The organism is Halothece sp. PCC 7418, from assembly GCF_000317635.1.
Lineage (GTDB): Bacteria > Cyanobacteriota > Cyanobacteriia > Cyanobacteriales > Rubidibacteraceae > Halothece.
The window spans coordinates 2,339,226-2,354,534 of record NC_019779.1 but is presented as its reverse complement, the minus strand read 5'-3'; the positions used below and the strand labels follow the sequence as shown (position 1 = coordinate 2,354,534).

At 44.0% G+C, this 15,309-nt stretch carries 16 protein-coding genes; 11 read left to right on the top strand and 5 right to left on the bottom strand.

The features are described 5' to 3' along the window. Positions 1-22 precede the first annotated feature (22 nt). The 4 genes from PCC7418_RS10560 to PCC7418_RS10550 all read left to right on the top strand — a co-directional run bounded on the left by PCC7418_RS10560 (position 23) and on the right by PCC7418_RS10550 (position 2,346). Complete coding sequence (locus PCC7418_RS10560; RefSeq protein WP_015226168.1) at positions 23-1,162, top strand: hypothetical protein; 1,140 nt, start codon at positions 23-25, stop codon at positions 1,160-1,162. An 80-nt stretch (positions 1,163-1,242) separates the two neighbouring features. After that, positions 1,243-1,719 (top strand): sulfotransferase family 2 domain-containing protein, encoded by a 477-nt coding sequence (locus PCC7418_RS21350; protein ID WP_071880229.1) that lies wholly within the window; start codon positions 1,243-1,245, stop codon positions 1,717-1,719. Next, positions 1,659-2,042: a hypothetical protein gene (locus tag PCC7418_RS10555; protein WP_041596235.1), complete on the top strand. Its 384-nt coding sequence runs from the start codon at positions 1,659-1,661 to the stop codon at positions 2,040-2,042. The genes PCC7418_RS21350 and PCC7418_RS10555 overlap by 61 nt, the downstream gene beginning before the upstream one ends. A gap of 115 nt (positions 2,043-2,157) precedes the next feature. Next, a complete protein-coding gene (locus tag PCC7418_RS10550; RefSeq protein WP_015226167.1) occupies positions 2,158-2,346 on the top strand; it encodes a hypothetical protein in 189 nt (62 codons plus the stop codon). On the opposite strand, the gene PCC7418_RS10545 is transcribed toward PCC7418_RS10550, so the two are convergent. After that, positions 2,337-3,536 (bottom strand): bifunctional sterol desaturase/short chain dehydrogenase, encoded by a 1,200-nt coding sequence (locus PCC7418_RS10545; protein ID WP_015226166.1) that lies wholly within the window; start codon positions 3,534-3,536, stop codon positions 2,337-2,339. The genes PCC7418_RS10550 and PCC7418_RS10545 overlap by 10 nt on opposite strands. A 137-nt stretch (positions 3,537-3,673) precedes the next feature. Here PCC7418_RS10545 and PCC7418_RS10540 point away from each other — a divergent pair, with 137 nt between their 5' ends. Further along, on the top strand, positions 3,674-5,101 hold the full coding sequence (locus tag PCC7418_RS10540; protein WP_015226165.1) for a glycosyltransferase family 2 protein: 1,428 nt from the start codon (positions 3,674-3,676) through the stop codon (positions 5,099-5,101). Positions 5,102-5,107: 6 nt separating this feature from the next. Further along, positions 5,108-5,701: a Uma2 family endonuclease gene (locus PCC7418_RS10535; RefSeq protein WP_015226164.1), complete on the top strand. Its 594-nt coding sequence runs from the start codon at positions 5,108-5,110 to the stop codon at positions 5,699-5,701. Between the two features lie 3 nt (positions 5,702-5,704). On the opposite strand, the gene PCC7418_RS10530 is transcribed toward PCC7418_RS10535, so the two are convergent. Together PCC7418_RS10530 and PCC7418_RS10525 are read right to left on the bottom strand one after the other, a co-directional pair. Next, positions 5,705-6,013: a DUF3181 family protein gene (locus PCC7418_RS10530; RefSeq protein WP_015226163.1), complete on the bottom strand. Its 309-nt coding sequence runs from the start codon at positions 6,011-6,013 to the stop codon at positions 5,705-5,707. Beyond that, on the bottom strand, positions 6,006-6,266 hold the full coding sequence (locus PCC7418_RS10525) for a 2TM domain-containing protein (protein ID WP_015226162.1): 261 nt from the start codon (positions 6,264-6,266) through the stop codon (positions 6,006-6,008). The genes PCC7418_RS10530 and PCC7418_RS10525 overlap by 8 nt, the downstream gene beginning before the upstream one ends. Positions 6,267-6,355: 89 nt before the next feature. Between PCC7418_RS10525 and PCC7418_RS10520 the strand changes: the two genes are divergently transcribed. Together PCC7418_RS10520 and psb28 are read left to right on the top strand one after the other, a co-directional pair. Further along, positions 6,356-6,469, top strand: a complete 114-nt coding sequence (locus tag PCC7418_RS10520; RefSeq protein ID WP_015226161.1) for a PetM family cytochrome b6-f complex subunit 7 — start codon at positions 6,356-6,358, stop codon at positions 6,467-6,469. Positions 6,470-6,712: 243 nt separating this feature from the next. Further along, positions 6,713-7,084 (top strand): photosystem II reaction center protein Psb28, encoded by a 372-nt coding sequence (gene psb28 / locus PCC7418_RS10515; RefSeq protein ID WP_015226160.1) that lies wholly within the window; start codon positions 6,713-6,715, stop codon positions 7,082-7,084. A gap of 38 nt (positions 7,085-7,122) precedes the next feature. Here psb28 and rimO read toward each other — a convergent pair whose 3' ends face one another. Next, a complete protein-coding gene (rimO, locus tag PCC7418_RS10510; RefSeq protein WP_015226159.1) occupies positions 7,123-8,442 on the bottom strand; it encodes a 30S ribosomal protein S12 methylthiotransferase RimO in 1,320 nt (439 codons plus the stop codon). A gap of 497 nt (positions 8,443-8,939) precedes the next feature. After that, on the bottom strand, positions 8,940-10,241 hold the full coding sequence (hisD, locus tag PCC7418_RS10505; RefSeq protein ID WP_015226158.1) for a histidinol dehydrogenase: 1,302 nt from the start codon (positions 10,239-10,241) through the stop codon (positions 8,940-8,942). 360 nt (positions 10,242-10,601) lie between these two features. On the opposite strand from hisD, the gene rpsT reads away from it, so the two are divergent. The 3 genes from rpsT (at position 10,602) to rpoB (ending at position 15,297) form a co-directional block, all read left to right on the top strand. Beyond that, positions 10,602-10,892 (top strand): 30S ribosomal protein S20, encoded by a 291-nt coding sequence (gene rpsT, locus PCC7418_RS10500; RefSeq protein ID WP_015226157.1) that lies wholly within the window; start codon positions 10,602-10,604, stop codon positions 10,890-10,892. Between the two features lie 143 nt (positions 10,893-11,035). Next, complete coding sequence (locus tag PCC7418_RS10495; protein WP_015226156.1) at positions 11,036-11,821, top strand: TatD family hydrolase; 786 nt, start codon at positions 11,036-11,038, stop codon at positions 11,819-11,821. 95 nt (positions 11,822-11,916) lie between these two features. Beyond that, positions 11,917-15,297 (top strand): DNA-directed RNA polymerase subunit beta, encoded by a 3,381-nt coding sequence (gene rpoB, locus PCC7418_RS10490; protein ID WP_015226155.1) that lies wholly within the window; start codon positions 11,917-11,919, stop codon positions 15,295-15,297. The last annotated feature ends 12 nt before the right edge of the window (positions 15,298-15,309 follow it).

Sequence of the window (15,309 nt, the reverse complement as noted above, 5' to 3'; positions counted from 1 at the left end):
CTGAGAAACACGATATAGACGAATGGATTTAAAGCAATTTTGGCAGAGTTTTGGTGAAGGTGCAGTTTACTATCCCCAGTTCGCGAAAAAAATAGGGGGCGTGAGTGCTGCAATTTTCTATCAAATCTTGTGGCGGTGGTTGCATGAAAGTGGAACTGTACAGTGTTCATCGCAACAAGTGACGAAAGCGAGTGGATTAAGTGAGCAAGAGCAGGAATGGGCTAGGGAAATCTTGAAAGCGCGATCGCTGCTTGAATTTAAGCTGATTTCTTCTCAACCGCTTGTTTATGCTTATACTCTCAATTTAGAGCAACTAGAACGCTTATTGCTGAATGAAGAATCAACACCCGCACCAGCGATTCCGAATCCGCAAACTCCTGCTAAAAGCGATCCCTACTTTCCGCCACGCCGTCAGTCCATTGCAGTGAATGTGACTCCACACTATCAGTTTCAAGGTCCGTGGGAATCGCAACAACAGTTAGAAGCCTTCCAAGATGAACTTTTAAGGTATGCGAAACAGCAAGGATATTCTAATCCGGGGGGATGGGTGTTTAAAATTATTGACAGCATTACGAAAGGGATTAAATCGCCTTTCTGGGATGAATTTCTCGCTGGGATTCCTTTAGGAGAAAGCCAAAAAGTCCAACAGGAATGGGAAATTGAACCGGGTGTTCCTTATCCTGCATTTGAAAGTGAACGGATTCAGTATTATGTTCATAAAGGAGAACCGTTAGAAGCAGCCGTCGCCAAAGCGCGATCGGAATTACGCAACCCAACAAAAGCCAAAGATTTATGGGATGGTTTTTTAAGAAAATGCGATCGCGTTGCGGATGAAGCCATCAAAGCAAAAAAATCAGGCGTTCAAACCCCCTATCTTCCACCAGCATTTAGTGAACAAAAAACCGTCACAAAAGAAAGTGTGATGGCAAAATTTTCACAGTTACAAGAAAATACGCCTGTATTAGAAGCAGACAAGCCACCCGAAAAAACTTTATCTTCAGAAGAGGAGGAAGCAACTGCAGAGACTCCTAGTTTAGAAGACTTACAAAAACTCTATCAATCTCCCATGACGCGCAGTTGGGTAGAAGAACAAATTAAAAACCATCCCGAATGGGGTTATAAAATTGTTGATGGCGAACTTATTGATCAATATCCATTTTAATTCGAGTTCTGTTGTCCTGAAATAAGTTGATTTTTAATGTTAAGATGAGATCTGAAATTAACTATTTATAAGAAAGAGTAATGCCACGTTTCTTTCGATATAGTAATAAAACTTATAACGGTCTAAATAATAATCCACAGCATAAATTTGCTCAAAAGCACGCTCTCAGCATCTATAGACTAGACACAATTTATAGTTTTATTCCTAAAAATGCTTGCTCGACCATGAGGACGACTATTGCTTATGAAAACGGTTGTATTGATCGTCCATCAGACTTCAATTGGATTCATAAGAATAATTATACTTTTACAGCCTCTTTATCTGAATTAGCGAAAGCAAAATATACTTTTACAATCTTACGTTGTCCTTTTTCTCGACTGGTTAGTGCTTATTTAGATAAAATTATAAGTCGGGATCGGGAAGCATGGGAATATATTGACCTTCATCATCGTAAAATTCAGATGGAAGATATTACCTTTGATTTTTTGTCAAAAGTATGTCTAAGAATCCTATTAAAAATGGTAATATTCATTGGAGACCCCAAAATAATTTTCTAGTTTATCAAGAATATGACAATTATTTCTCTTTAGAAAATTTTTCAGAAGCAGAACGAATCTTAGAAGAAAAAATTGGACTGAAGATTATAGATGCTCGTTCCCTGACTCATCATAGTATAAAAAATTATGAGTATTTTGATGCTGGGGATGTAGATTTATGGCACCTAAAACCCTCTAAAATTCTAAATTATAAACTAGAAGGAAAGTTACCTAATCCCAAGAAAATGTATAATGATGAACTGATCAATATTGTTCAGAAAGCCTATGCAGGTGATATAGAATTATACCAAGAAAAAATTGGATCAGAAACCTTAATGTACTGATTATTATGTCTAAGCATAAGACGCATTTTGAGTATTCTTAAGTTAGCGGGAAAACCTAATTATCCCCACTGTTACCTCTTCTCTTCTCTCTACAAATAATTTAGATGCTTAACACATGAAACATTTGAGTCAAATTGATCCTTTTCAAGAAGGAAGAAAAGCTCTCTCTCCTGAAGAAAGAAAGCAACTCTATCAACAAAAACAACAAAAAATCCAAGAGGAGAAAGCACAACAACTTCGAGAAATTCAATTAATGGAGGGAGTTATTTTACTCCCTGATGCTGATGAGGATTTTTACTTTTGACTGCTACGAGTAAATAACTTAAAGTAAGTAGAAACAAAAAATTCTTTGATTGGAAAGAGCAAGTACGTTAAGGGATTAACGGTAACAATAATATTGCGAAAATCGCGCACCGCTAAATTAACAATTTGTTTCGCCACCCAAGATGCAGACATCACACCAATCGGATTTAAATTACTCTTAAAGGGTCCTAAAATCAGCTTACGAATAACACAAGGGGAATCTAGACGACGCAGAGTCACTAAATCGCCTAAAGTCCGTTTTGAAAGTTCATAAAGGGGACTAACCGCAGGACTCACTTCTGCTTCTGATGTATTGACCCAAATTTCTTTACGCACTTTATCTTCATTCGTACGAACGGTTTTTAAAAAGGCTTCCATTAATCGCCAACTAGAAAACGCATTAATCTGATAAGAGGTATCAATTGCAGTTTCGGTTCTCTCACCATGAACATTAATTCCATGATTTAAGATTAAAATATCAATCTTTTCTAAAGATTCTGCAAGTTCATTTTCTTTACCACTTTCCCACGTGAGGGGATGGATTTCTGTACCATCTTTAAGGACAATCGGTTGCGTTTTAGAACTGAAAGCCGTTACTTTTGCACCGCGATCGCGCAAGGTTTCTAATAAGGCTTTTCCTAAGGTTCCCGAAGCCCCCGTCACCGCAACTCGCTTTCCTTTCAACGATAAAGCGCTCCCAACTAATTTATCCACAATTGTAAATGTACTGCAGTAGTAGGCTTTCTGATTATCAAAGTGATGTCGCCAATGGTAAGGACGATTCACCCGCCACTGACCCGGAAGGGCGGTAAACTCTCCAGGACGATGAGTGAGATCAGTTAGTTCATCTGCATAAGCCAAACCACTGCCTCGCGCGATCGCGCTTAACAAAAATCCACTGGTGTAAACTGTTCCAGTCCAAGCAACCCACTCGGAAACCAATAAAGCGGGGAAAACACTTCCCACTAACATCACCAAGCATTCTGGAACATCATTTTGCCATTGTGACCGTCGATATAAACTTTCATCGGGCACACTGAGATCAGGACGAAAAACACGGTGATGAATCTGATGCAACCGATATAATGGTTTCCAAAAATGGGATAATAGATGATAACTATCTCTAATTAATTCGACCCAAACAACGCTCATCAGCGCGATCGCGCCCCACCGAAACCATTCCATTAACATTTTTTTGCAACCTAAACAATTTAAGCGATATTCTCAACAATATTGTGCTTTGATTTTTAATAAGCGTGAAGTTTTATTATCTAAAGTTAAGATAGAAGCAAAACCACTCTCGTGTCAATCATTACCCCCTAACCTGTATGCCACAAAATTCCTGGACCGACAAGAATTCTTATGAAGAGTTTAATCCGATTGAAGCTCTCCTCTCAGAGTGGTCGGATGCAGAAACCGAAGAAGAAGAATGGAGTAGCGACTTTTTCCAAGGGATAGGGGGAAGACGCTGGAAAGCAGCAGTCACACTGATGATGGTTTGGGGAACGACCATTGCTCTCCATCTCATTTCTTGGGGATCATGGCTGGTTTTAGGAATCACGGGTGTCTTAACCGTACAAGTTGCCCGTCTCCTTTTCACTCGTCCCGTCACGCCTCCGCCCACTTTAACAGATGCGGATTTAGCTGAAGCCCCACTGGTTTCTATTTTAGTCGCTGCGAAAAATGAAGAAACGGTAATTACGGGGTTGGTAGAAAGTCTTTGTTCTTTGGACTATCCCAAAGATAAATATGAAATTTGGCTCATTGATGATCACAGCACCGACCAAACCCCAGTTCTATTAGACCAGTTAGCGAGGCAATATAGTCAGTTAAAGGTACTCCATCGCCCTGCTAATGCGGGTGGTGGTAAATCAGGTGCATTAAATCAAGCCCTGAGTTTGAGTAAGGGAGAAATTGTCGCGGTTTTCGATGCAGATGCCCAAATTCCGACTGATCTGTTGCGGAGAGTGATTCCTGTGTTCAATCAGGATACAATTGGGGCGGTACAAGTTCGCAAGGCGATCGCGAATGCAGCGTTGAACTTCTGGACGAAAGGACAACGAGCAGAAATGGCGCTAGATAGCTATTTTCAGCAGCGTCGTATCGGTTTAAGAGGAATTGGCGAATTACGGGGGAATGGTCAGTTTGTACGCCGTCGTGCGCTCGCTAGCTGTGGCAAATGGAACGAACAAACGATTACCGATGATTTAGATTTAACCATTCGCTTGCATTTAGATGAGTGGGACATTGGGTTTGTTAATGACCCTTGTGTGAAAGAAGAAGGAGTCACCCGCGCGATCGCGCTTTGGCATCAACGCAACCGTTGGGCAGAAGGCGGTTATCAACGCTATCTCGACTATTGGCGTTGGATTATTCGCAACCGTATGGGCTTCGGGAAAAGTCTTGATCTCAGCACCTTTTTACTCTTCCAATATCTCCTTCCCACCGCAGCACTTCCTGATATGCTGATGGTAGCTTTACGGCAAGAAGCCCCGCTTTATCTCCCTGCAACCAGTATGATGCTTACCTTCTCTTTCTGGGGGATGTTCCAAGGCTTGAGAGAAACCCAAGGGAATGAATCAAAACTCACCATTTGGGAAAGGCTTGGAGAAAGCATCCGAGGAACGCTCTACATGATTCATTGGTTACTGATTATTCCCAGTATGACGGCTCGCCTCGCTGTTCGTCCGAAAAAACTGAAATGGGTTAAAACGTCTCACCAAGGAGAAGAAAAACAGCAGCAATACGAAACATAAGACCAAATGGGTGATTTAACGATGGTTACAGCACAAGACAATTTCCCGCAGTTCACACCAGAAGAATATTTTGTTTGGGAAGAAAAGCAACTGGAAAAATATGAATATATCGATGGTCACGTTTATGCAATGGGCGGGGGAACCAAAAATCATAGTTTGATCGCCGTTAGACTGACTACTTTATTTTCCAATCACTTAGAAGGAGGTAGTTGCGAAACGGGTAACTCCGATCTCAGAATTAATATCGCAGGCAGTAATGATTACACTTACCCTGATATTAGTGTCACTTGTGATGAGCGGGATCAAAGGACAACCCAATATATTACCTATCCCTGCTTGATTGTCGAAGTGTTATCTAAAAGTACAGAAGCATACGACAGAGGGGGAAAGTTTAGACTGTATCGCAATAACCCTGTTTTACAAGACTATTTATTAGTCAACTCCACTCGTATCGAAATGGACTTATATCATAAAAAAAATACAGGGGAATGGGTGATTCTGAATTATCAAGAAGGAGATACCGTAGAACTCAAAAGCATTAATCTAACTTTCCCCATTGAGCAAGTCTATCGGGGACTGGTTCTCACCTCAGAACCATAAAAACTAAAGCTGCTTTTGATACTCTTCCAGCAACGCCATCAAATCATCCATTGCATTGGGAGGAAGCAGATCAAGTAAAGGAAGTTGTGTCCGCCCGCCTCCCAGCTTAACCGAGATGCGTTTGAGAATATCTTCAACCTGTTCTGCACTGAGGCTTTTATTTTCTAGCAGGGGATAAACTTGTTCGGCTACAGTTGTGTGTAAATGGGCATCGGAGAGATACAGATGCCATTTTGCCACATCAATATAAATCTTATCGCCAATTTCGGCAGCGAGGGCTTCAATTTCTCGGGTGGGGTTAGAGTTAGCCATCGGATTTTTTGGGATTGGTAGAGTAGTCCGCGATCGCGCTAATGTAAATAAAATGTAATACTAAAACAGCAAGCCAGCTTAACGTCAGCCAAGTCGTCCATTGCCAGTCCGCTTGATTCAGTTGTTTAAAGAACCATGATCCTGAGTTAATCAAGGCGAAAACAGCAACATGAACCGCAAAGTTGATGCGGTCTTCCAGTTTGCGATAAGCGGGGTCTTCACGAGTGGGTTTACGGGGCCAACGCGGTGGCATAAGCAACTATTTCCAGAACCTACAGAACTATATTATCATTGATGAAGAATAGATTGTTGTATTACACACTTGCATAACAAAGGAAACTTATGACTGCCAACACCATCATTTTTAACGCTGCTGTTTTATCCTTCACTTTAATTTTAGTGGGCTTGGCTTGGGGCTTTTTACTCCTCAAAATTCAGGGTAATAGTGCTGAATAATTGCTGAATTTGTTATTAGTTATTTGTTATTCGTTGTTGGTTCTCTTCTGACCAACGGTCACGCCTTGCAAAGCGTGAGGACAGGCGCTTTCCGTTTAGGAAGGCGTAATCTTTGACAACGTTTAACAAGTAACTGATCATCAATGATTAATTATTTGTTCTTGAGAAGAGAAGTTATTTCAGAACAAATAACCAAGTTGACACTGTTACCCCACAAGCGGGACAACCGCTACATCATGTATTATGTCTGCATCTATTCCCACTGTCGAATTTTTTGAAGGCATTCCTGAAGAAATCAGTGACGTTCGTTTACGTCAAGCAAAATCCACAGGAATCCGTAATGTTCTAATAATTTTTGAACAGCTAGAAGCCCTAGAACGATTTAATAGTTTTCGTCAACGCTTTTCTAAAGCACTCAATTTAAAAGATTCCGAAGGAACAATTTCCGTTGAACCCGATTCTCTCCGCTTTATCTATGGTGGACCCGAAGGCGACGATTTACAACGGGTTGAATGTACCTTTGCCATTGACCAAGACGATCATTGGGATCGCTTTATGCGGTTTATGGAACGCTATGCCCAAGCCAATGGCATGGCGTATCAGGATAAACAGTAATCAGGAGAGACGTTCCATGGAACCTCTCCCAGTTCATTTCAATCAGAAATAATTTCCCCGTATAAGTCGTAAACATCAGCATGAGAAATTTTCGCCTTGACCATATTGCCGAGGCTGGCTTTTCCTTGCAGATAGACTAAGCCATCCACATCGGGGGCAAATCGCGCTGAACGTCCGATAAATTCCCCCGCATTCGGTTTCCCTTGTTCCACTAAAACATCAACGGTTTGACCAACACAGGCTTGATTTTTTCGGGCTGCAATGGGCTGTTGCAGACTCATCAACCGATCGCGCCGTTCTTCCATAATCTCCTGTGGCAATTGATCGCTCAAATTATATGCTGCAGTTCCCTCTTCAGGAGAAAACGTAAACGCCCCCATCAAGTCAAACTCATGACGCTGCACAAAGTCACACAAATGTTGAAACTGATCTTCCGTTTCTCCAGGAAAACCAACAATAAATGTGGTGCGTAACACGGCATCGGGTAATTCTTCTTTAATCCGACGAATAATCCCATCATTCACGCGCCCTTGCCAAGGACGATTCATTGCCCGTAAAATCTCAGGATGGGAGTGCTGTAGCGGTAAATCAAGATAGGGTAAAACATTCGGCGTGTCTTGAATCGCTTGAATCACTTTTGGCGTGAGTCCCGTGGGATAAGCATAGTGCATTCGGATCCAAGGGACATCTACTTCTCCTAACGCCCGCAATAATTCTGCTAACTTCGGTTCACCATACAGATCCACTCCATAGTTCGTGGTGATTTGAGAGATTAAAACTAATTCTTTCACCCCTTGTTCCGCTAAGCTATGGGCTTCATTTACAATCGATTCAATCGAGCGCGATCGCTGCTTTCCTCGTAAATGCGGGATAATACAAAAAGCACAAGCATAATCGCAACCCTCAGCCACTCGCAGGTAAGCAACTGCTTCACTGGTGGTGCGATAGCGAGGGACGGTTTCATCGGCAATATAAGTCGGTTCAGACGTAATTTCTTTGACTCGTTTCCCGTCTTCCACGCGCTCAATCACATCCACAATTTTGCCATAATCCCCCGTTCCCACCACAGCAACGGCTTCAGGGATTTCTTCTAATAACTCTTCTTGGAAATGTTGCGCTAAACAGCCCGTAATCAGAATTTTCTTATCCGCTTCAGCTAACTCAACTAAGGTGCGGACAGACTCTTCCCGTGCAGCTTCAATAAAACTACAAGTATTAACAATCACATAGTCTGCGGTGTCTTCATTATTGTCCACGGCATAGCCTGCTTGGGCGAGCAAGCCTAACATATGTTCGGAATCGATTCGATTTTTTTCACAGCCCAGATGAGAAATGGCAATGGTCGGTTTTTCTGACATAAATTTCGAGATTTCAACAGGTGCAGTTAACTAATGTTAGCGGGTAAAAGCTACAACAAAAAGCCTGATCTTCAGGAGGGGGATGAGCTTAAAGCATAGATTGAGTTCTCCACGTGCGTGAAAAACGTGGATTCCAAACGTTGCTACGAAGCGAGATTAAATCTCACAATCGAAGCGTTTACGATATGATTTCTGAGCGCGAACTGAAAACATCATATCGCTTGGGAACACTCAAACATTCCCGATGCACCTCGGCTAGACCGAAGTCTAGCTGTGCGCTTACCTTTCTTAATATGTTGGCTGCGCCATTACAATCAGCATTAATGAACTTACCCTTACGAGTTTGATATAGTCCTCTTTTCACTCTTTTTCCTGATGCTTTCCAGTTGGCAGGTTTTTCACCGCCGAACACTGGCAAGTAATCATTATCTAAAAATGAGCTACAAGAGGTGTAACTTTCACGGAAGGCGTCTGCGCGTGACCGTTGGTCAGCCTCATTACTCTTGATTGTTTTCCCTGCGTAAACGGACGGATTCACTGTGAGAATGCAATCCTTCTGCTTCCGCTAAGGTTTGAATGGCTTGGGAAACATGATCTAAAGCAGTCTGGGAATATTCAATTAAGCTGGAATGCTTCATAAACGTTTCTACCCCCAACGCAGACGCATAACGAGCAGCCCCAGACGTGGGTAAGGTATGATTGGGACCGGCGAGATAATCCCCTACCGCTTCTGGAGTCGAATGTCCCATAAAAATCGCCCCTGCATGGCGGATCAGATGCAACATTTCCCAGGGGTCTTCCACTTCTAACTCTAAATGTTCGGGGGCGAAAATATTAGATAATTCTGCTGCTTCCTTAAGGGAGTTAACAATAATGACCACACCATAATTCGCGATCGATTTTTCTGTTAAAGTGCGACGAGGATGATCGGCTAATTGTTTTTGCACTTCCTCCTGCACTTGCTGTGCGAGTTTCTCTTCTGTTGTTAACAAGATTGCTGCTGCCATCGGATCATGTTCGGCTTGGGCTAACAAATCAGCAGCAACGTAAACTGGATTTGCATTCTGATCCGCAATCACCAACACTTCCGAGGGACCCGCCAGAGAATCAATGCCCACTGTGCCATAAACCATCTTTTTCGCAAGAGTGACATAGAGATTGCCTGGCCCTGTAATCACATCCACTTCTGGAATCCTTTCTGTTCCATAGGCTAAGGCTGCGATCGCGTGCGCCCCTCCGATCCGATAAATCTCTTCAATTCCAGCCTCTTGTGCTGCAACTAATACCGCAGGAGTAATTTTACCGTCAGCACCCGGGGGTGTTACCATCACCCGTCGCTCGACACCTGCTACTTTTGCCGGAACCGCATTCATCAAGACTGTACTAGGATAAGCTGCTCGTCCGCCTGGAACATATAACCCTGCGCGATCAACAGGGGTATAACGTTTACCTAAGACGGTTTGATTGCCAAATTCGACCCAAGATTTCGGGGTTCGTTGACGATGAAAGGCTTCAATTTGTTGTCTTGCCAGCGCGATCGCGTCAATGAGTTCCTTAGATACTTGCTGATAAGCAGCATCCAGTTCTGATCCACTCACCCGTAATTGATCAACCGTTAAGGTCAGCTGATCAAATTTTGCCGTGTAATCAAGCAGGGCTTGATCCCCTTTTTTCCTCACCGTTTGAATAATTTCTTGCACCGCCTCTTCTTTCCCCGCGATTTGTTGATCGTGAGTTCGGCGAGAAATTCTCTGAAGTTCTGTTGTTGCTTCCGCGACTTGATTGATGATCCGCAGCATGGAGCCAAAATACCCCTCTAAGCGACTACCCTCGTTTATCGTCCGACCCTGAACTATGAGCAAAAGTGATCTGTTTTTGTCAGGTTACAGGGGCTGGGAGATGCGATGAAACAATGGTATGGTTTAAATTGCCCAGCTTTTCTTTTCTAGCTTAACCTGAATTTTTCTGAATCTTCCCAAAACAAGAAAGGAGATGTTATATTCTGAAGTGTAAGACCTAACTCAGTTTTTTAACAATTCTCTTCAGTTTACAACAATTTTGGACAAAGTGTGTTACTATAATAGTTCCGTTAGCTTGCGGTGGCAAGAGAGCGGGTTATAGATCAACCAGTTAAATTATTTATTCTTTGAAGGATAACCGTGGCAAATATTAAATCCGCAAAGAAGCGTATTCAAATCGCAGAACGCAACCGTCTCCAGAATAAGTCCTATCAATCAGCGGTGAAAACCTTGATGAAAAAATACTTTGCAGCTGTTGATGAGTATGCAAGCAACCCCAGTTCCGAAAATGAACAGGCGGTTCAGCAAGCCATGTCAGCAGCTTACAGCAAAATTGATAAAGCGGTCAAAGTGAAAGCCCTGCATCAAAATAATGGGGCGAGAAAAAAAGCTCGCTTAGCCAAAGCCCTCAAAAAAGTGACTACCGCTTGATTAAAAATCTCCTGTAAGGGAGATGGAAACTCGGTAAAAACTGAAGAGAGTAGTCATGGAAATAAGTCAGATGTTGCACAGTGTTAAAATAAATTGTGTCAATTCTGACCATTCGTCAATAAGGTTAAGCAGCAGGATTGGTAATGCAGCTAATTGATACCCATGTTCACATCAACTTTGATGTTTTTGAAGCTGAATTGGCAGAATTGAAAGCCCGTTGGCAAGAAAAAGGGGTCGTCCAACTGGTTCATTCTTGTGTTGAACCGCAAGAATTTCAACAAATCAGCGCGATCGCGGATCAGTTTCCTGAAGTTGCCTTTGCGGTCGGGTTACATCCCCTAGAAGCCCAAAGCTGGACTCCAGAACTGGCTGCTGAAACCGAAAAACTAGCTCAGTCCGATTCCCGAGTGGTTGCCATTGGGGAAACAGGGTTAGATTTTTATAAAGCAGAAAATGTCACCCAACAGAAAACTGCCTTTTGGGAGCAACTCGCGATCGCGCAACGGCTCAATAAACCTGTGATCATCCACTGTCGTGATGCTGCCTCAGACCTCGTTGATTTGGTGCGCCAATTTCAACAGGAAAACGGGGCAGTAAAAGGGGTTATGCACTGCTGGGCGGGAACTCCCGAAGAAACCCAGCAATGTCTTGATCTCGGATTTTACATCAGCTTCAGTGGCTTGGTGACGTTTAAGAATGCCAAGCAAGTTCACGCATCCGCAAAAATTGTTCCTGAAGATCGGCTGCTAGTAGAAACAGACTGTCCTTTTCTTGCGCCAGTTCCCAAACGCGGAAAACGGAATGAACCCAGTTATGTTCGTTATGTCGCGGAAAGGGTTGCTGAATTGAGAAATGTCTCTTTAGAAACCTTAGCCGAAACGACCACCGAAAACGCCCGTCAACTATTTTCCCTCCCCAGTCTTCCCTAAGAAGCCACTGGACAATTGTTATTGGCTAATCGTCACTAGTTATTTGGTCCTCAACAAATAACAAAGAACAAAGAACAAATCATAAAGAACAAAGAATGAGTAATCTAGCCACCAATCTGCTACCCGACTTAATTGAGATTCAACGCGCCAGCTTCCGTTGGTTTTTAGAAAAGGGCTTAATTGAAGAGTTAGATAGCTTCTCTCCCATTTCTGACTATACGGGAAAACTTGAACTCCGCTTTATTGGCGAAAACTTCCGTCTGAAACAGCCAAAATACGATGTTGATGAAGCCAAACGGCGGGACAGTAGCTATTCTGTGCAAATGTATGTTCCCACTCGCCTGATCAACAAAGAAACCGGGGAAATTAAAGAACAAGAAGTCTTTATTGGTGAGTTACCCCTGATGACAGAACGGGGAACATTTATTATTAATGGGGCAGAACGGGTGATTGTTAACCAAATCGTTCGTTCCCCTGGGGTTTACTATAAACCCGAAACCGATAAGAATAACCGTCGGACTTATTCCGCTTCTCTGATTCCCAACCGTGGGGCGTGGTTAAAATTTGAAACCGATAAAAATGACTTGGTTTGGGTTCGCATCGACAAAACCCGTAAACTGAGTGCACAAGTCTTATTAAAAGCGATTGGTTTACAAGATAACGAAATTAATGACGGCTTGCGCCATCCCGACTACTATCAAAAAACCTTAGATAAAGAAGGGAATCCCAGCGAAGAAGAAGCCCTCTTAGAACTGTATCGGAAACTGCGTCCAGGTGAACCGCCGACGGTTGCGGGAGGACAACAACTGTTAGATTCTCGGTTCTTTGATCCGAAACGGTATGATTTAGGGCGAGTCGGTCGTCATAAACTCAATCGGAAACTTAATTTAAGTACACCCGAAACAGTACGGGTTTTGACCCCGCAGGATATTCTAGCTGCGGTTGATTATCTGGTCAACCTTGAATTTGATCTGGGGACAACTGACGACATTGATCACTTGGGAAATCGTCGGGTGCGTTCGGTTGGGGAACTCCTCCAGAATCAAGTGCGGGTTGGTTTAAATCGCTTAGAACGAATTATTCGGGAACGGATGACCGTGTCGGAAGCAGAGTCCTTAACGCCAACGTCTCTGGTGAATCCGAAGCCCTTGGTCGCTGCAATTAAAGAGTTCTTTGGTTCGTCTCAGTTATCTCAGTTTATGGATCAAACCAATCCCTTAGCTGAGTTAACGCACAAACGGCGGATTAGTGCCTTGGGACCGGGTGGTTTAACCCGAGAACGGGCGGGCTTTGCCGTGCGAGATATTCATCCCTCTCACTATGGGCGGATTTGTCCAGTAGAGACTCCAGAAGGCCCCAATGCAGGGTTAATTGGGTCTTTGGCAACCTGTGCGCGGGTGAATGACTTTGGCTTTATTGCTACCCCTTATTATCCCGTTGAAGACGGTCGAGTGTTGCGCGATCGCGCTCCCGTTTACTTGACAGCAGACGAAGAAGATGATAAGCGAGTTGCCCCTGGGGATATTGCCACCGACGAAGAAGGAAATATCTTGGGTCATACCGTTGCCGTCCGTTACCGTCAAGAATTTACCACCACCAGCCCGAAAGAAGTGGATTATGTTGCCATTTCTCCCTTGCAGATTGTCTCAGTGGCAACCTCTCTCATTCCCTTCTTAGAACACGACGACGCAAACCGCGCCCTCATGGGGTCCAATATGCAGCGTCAAGCCGTTCCCTTACTGCGTCCCGAACGGTCTTTAGTGGGAACGGGTCTCGAAGCCCAAGCTGCTCGTGACTCAGGAATGGTTGTGGTCTCTCGGACTTACGGCACAGTTCATTATGTGGATGCAACAGTGGTTCGTGTCAAAGTGAGTAATCGTGAACAACCGCAACTGGAAGGAGATGCAACGGCTGAGGAAGAACAAAAACCGCAAATTATTGAATATCCCCTGCAAAAATATCAACGGTCTAACCAAGATACTTGCTTAAATCAACGCCCCCTCGTCTTTGCAGGAGAAGACGTGGTTCCAGGTCAGGTATTAGCCGATGGTTCAGCAACCGAAGGAGGAGAGATTGCCCTCGGTCAAAACGTTCTCATCGCTTATATGCCTTGGGAAGGCTACAACTACGAAGATGCGATTTTAATCAGTGAACGTCTGGTGCAAGATGACGTTTACACCAGTATCCACGTTGAAAAATACGAAATTGAAGCCCGTCAAACTAAACTTGGGCCTGAAGAAATTACTCGCGAGATTCCCAACGTGGGAGAAGATGCTCTCCGACAACTGGATGAACGGGGCATTATCCGTATTGGCGCTTGGGTGGAAGCAGGAGATATTCTCGTTGGTAAGGTAACGCCAAAAGGGGAATCGGACCAGCCTCCAGAAGAAAAACTCCTCCGCGCCATTTTCGGGGAAAAAGCCCGTGATGTTCGGGATAACTCCTTGCGCGTCCCCAACGGTGAAAAAGGTCGTATTGTCGATGTTCGTGTCTTTACTCGGGAACAAGGAGACGAATTACCCCCTGGCGCAAATATGGTCGTTCGCTGCTACGTTGCCCAAAAACGGAAAATCCAAGTGGGCGATAAGATGGCTGGACGACATGGCAATAAAGGGATTATTTCTCGCATCCTCCCTGTGGAAGATATGCCCTATCTCCCCGATGGTCGTCCCATTGATGTGGCGTTAAACCCCCTCGGTGTGCCGTCACGGATGAACGTGGGACAGGTGTTTGAATGTCTTTTAGGCTGGGCAGGTGAAAACCTTAATGCTCGCTTTAAGCTCACACCCTTTGATGAAATGTATGGGGAACAGGCTTCGCGGGATAGTGTGGATGCCAAACTGAAAGAAGCAGCAAACCGTCCTGGTAAAGACTGGATCTTTAACGAGAATCATCCTGGGAAAATCCAACTTTACGACGGACGAACGGGAGAACCCTTTGATCGCCCGATTACCGTTGGACAAGCCTATATGCTGAAACTGGTTCACTTGGTTGATGATAAAATCCACGCCCGTTCCACGGGTCCTTACTCCCTAGTAACACAACAGCCTCTTGGTGGGAAAGCGCAACAAGGGGGACAACGCTTCGGAGAAATGGAAGTCTGGGCTTTGGAGGCTTATGGTGCAGCTTATACCTTGCAGGAACTGTTAACGGTCAAATCAGACGATATGCAAGGGCGTAATGAAGCACTAAACGCGATCGTGAAAGGGAAACCCATTCCGCGACCTGGCACCCCAGAATCCTTCAAAGTCTTGATGCGAGAATTACAATCTCTCGGTCTAGATATTTCGGTTCACCGCGTTGACACCAACGAAGATGATGGCGGAAGCCAAGATGTAGAAGTAGATTTAATGGCAGATAGCGAACGTCGTCGCACCCCCTCTCGACCCACTTATGAATCGTTATCCCGAGCCGATATTGTCCCTGAAGAAGTTGCTGTCGCCGAAACCGCAGAGAGTGAAGACAGTAATCAGTAATCAGTGACCAAG

Coding starts and splice junctions, on each gene's coding strand:
- PCC7418_RS10525 (WP_015226162.1), bottom strand. CDS start 6,266: ATGCCACCGCGTTGGCCCCGTAAACCCACTCGTGAAGACCCCGCTTAT.
- hisD (WP_015226158.1), bottom strand. CDS start 10,241: ATGCTGCGGATCATCAATCAAGTCGCGGAAGCAACAACAGAACTTCAG.
- PCC7418_RS10555 (WP_041596235.1), top strand. CDS start 1,659: ATGTCTAAGAATCCTATTAAAAATGGTAATATTCATTGGAGACCCCAA.
- PCC7418_RS10545 (WP_015226166.1), bottom strand. CDS start 3,536: ATGTTAATGGAATGGTTTCGGTGGGGCGCGATCGCGCTGATGAGCGTT.
- PCC7418_RS10560 (WP_015226168.1), top strand. CDS start 23: ATGGATTTAAAGCAATTTTGGCAGAGTTTTGGTGAAGGTGCAGTTTAC.
- PCC7418_RS21350 (WP_071880229.1), top strand. CDS start 1,243: ATGCCACGTTTCTTTCGATATAGTAATAAAACTTATAACGGTCTAAAT.
- PCC7418_RS10520 (WP_015226161.1), top strand. CDS start 6,356: ATGACTGCCAACACCATCATTTTTAACGCTGCTGTTTTATCCTTCACT.
- psb28 (WP_015226160.1), top strand. CDS start 6,713: ATGTCTGCATCTATTCCCACTGTCGAATTTTTTGAAGGCATTCCTGAA.
- rimO (WP_015226159.1), bottom strand. CDS start 8,442: ATGTCAGAAAAACCGACCATTGCCATTTCTCATCTGGGCTGTGAAAAA.
- rpoB (WP_015226155.1), top strand. CDS start 11,917: ATGAGTAATCTAGCCACCAATCTGCTACCCGACTTAATTGAGATTCAA.
- PCC7418_RS10535 (WP_015226164.1), top strand. CDS start 5,108: ATGGGTGATTTAACGATGGTTACAGCACAAGACAATTTCCCGCAGTTC.
- PCC7418_RS10540 (WP_015226165.1), top strand. CDS start 3,674: ATGCCACAAAATTCCTGGACCGACAAGAATTCTTATGAAGAGTTTAAT.
- PCC7418_RS10530 (WP_015226163.1), bottom strand. CDS start 6,013: ATGGCTAACTCTAACCCCACCCGAGAAATTGAAGCCCTCGCTGCCGAA.
- PCC7418_RS10495 (WP_015226156.1), top strand. CDS start 11,036: ATGCAGCTAATTGATACCCATGTTCACATCAACTTTGATGTTTTTGAA.
- PCC7418_RS10550 (WP_015226167.1), top strand. CDS start 2,158: ATGAAACATTTGAGTCAAATTGATCCTTTTCAAGAAGGAAGAAAAGCT.